1 protein-coding gene is annotated in these 277 nt (G+C 70.0%); it reads left to right on the top strand.

Annotated elements, in window-relative coordinates; genetic code table 11:
• A partial coding sequence (locus R0J92_RS22695; RefSeq protein WP_411053324.1) for a PhoH family protein occupies positions 1 to 277 on the top strand: 277 nt, incomplete at both ends.

Below are 277 nucleotides of genomic sequence, written 5' to 3' on the forward strand. Positions count from 1 at the left end.
GGAGACCGGGACGATCGAGGTCGCGCCGCTCGCCTTCATGCGCGGGCGCACGCTCGCCAACGCCTTCATCATCCTCGACGAGGCGCAGAACACGACCTCCATGCAGATGCGCATGTTCCTGACCCGCATGGGGGAGAACAGCCGCATGGCGGTGACCGGCGACATCAGCCAGACCGATCTGCCCGCCGGCGTGCGCTCCGGCCTGCGCGAGGCGGTCGACATCCTGGACGGGGTCGAGGGCACGGCGGTCGTGCGCTTCAGCGACGGCGACGTGGTC

This window comes from Tritonibacter sp. SIMBA_163 (assembly GCF_046535935.1).
Classification (GTDB): Bacteria; Pseudomonadota; Alphaproteobacteria; order Rhodobacterales; family Rhodobacteraceae; genus Epibacterium; species Epibacterium scottomollicae.